A 1173-nucleotide genomic window follows, 5' to 3' on the forward strand; every position below is an offset into this window, starting at 1 on the left:
AATTTTTCTTATACGAATGTAGAATTGGCAACATATTCTTTGTATAAAAAGATCATGATCGGCAGCTGAAGCAGGAAATAAAAGACAAGTGAGTGATTCGAGCTATACTGAAGTTCTAAGCGAAGGTTTTGATCTCTAAGACGAGACAAAGCTGAAAAGCAAATTCAAATTTTGCAGGATGAACGAATGTCCCAAAAAAGTATTATGCTCGTTGATGATAGTCGCATATCGCGCCTGATGCTGAAAGCTATTATCAGTGCGCACTATCCAGATTGGAGTGTGACTGAAGCTGAAGATGCCCGAAAGGCACTGAAGCTATGTCAGAGTGGTCAGTTTGATTTTATTACTTTAGATATGAATATGCCGGGAGTTGATGGCCTGACGATATCGCCGGAACTTCAAGAAGCGTGCCCAAGCGCGAAAATCGCTTTATTAACAGCGAATTTTCAGGAGCGAGTCCAGGAGCAAGCTGCAGAGCAGGGCCTTAGCTTCATTCCAAAGCCGATTACTGAGGATAAAATAATCGATTATCTTAAGAAATGTTTGGGCGGTGCCTAGTTCGGACTAGCAATTTGCTAAAAAGGACTTATTATCCGGTAGCTTAGCGGCTGGCCTTAGAGGCGACTTATAGCTTAAACTTACCGGGCCTGGTTTTTATAGCCTTAGAGCTTGTCTGCCCTGTCGGGTTTCGATTTATTATTCTTGGACGGATAGAATGTTTGCAGAAATTTTTAATTTGGTGATCGATACCGTGTCATCACTGTACGTGATGATTGTTTTGATGCGATTTATCTTGCAACTCTCCCGAGCAGATTTCTATAACCCCATTTCCCAGTTTGTTGTTAAAGCGACGAACCCTTTGCTTATCACTTTAAGACGATTAATACCAGGTATAGCGGGCATCGATCTGGCTTCATTGGTGCTAGCAATATTAGTACAGACAGTTGCTGTTGGTATCAAGGTTGCGGTGTTGGGGTATGCGATATCGAATCCGATTAATATTGTTTTGTTATCGGCCATATTGGTTGCGAGCTTTTTAATAAAAATCTATTTTTGGTCTCTAATTATCATGATCGTTGCAAGTTGGATTGCACCCGGCAGCGGGCACCCAGCCTTACTCTTGATTAATCAGATTACCGAGCCCTTGATGAAGCCCTTTCGTAAGATCTTGCC

At 42.0% G+C, this 1173-nt stretch carries 2 protein-coding genes; both read left to right on the forward strand.

Annotation, left to right across the window (positions count from 1 at the left end; all coding sequences use genetic code 11):
• The first annotated feature begins 186 nt into the window (after positions 1-186).
• Positions 187-558, forward strand: a complete 372-nt coding sequence (locus A3757_RS19830) for a response regulator (protein WP_068510011.1) — start codon at positions 187-189, stop codon at positions 556-558.
• Positions 559-715: 157 nt separating this feature from the next.
• Positions 716-1173: YggT family protein (locus tag A3757_RS19835; protein WP_068740149.1), on the forward strand; the 458-nt coding region annotated here is incomplete at its 3' end.

Source organism: Oleiphilus sp. HI0117, from assembly GCF_001635235.1.

Bases quoted from the DNA above. Each gene is read 5' to 3' on its own strand.
- A3757_RS19830 (WP_068510011.1), top strand. From the start codon at position 187: ATGTCCCAAAAAAGTATTATGCTCGTTGATGATAGTCGCATATCGCGC.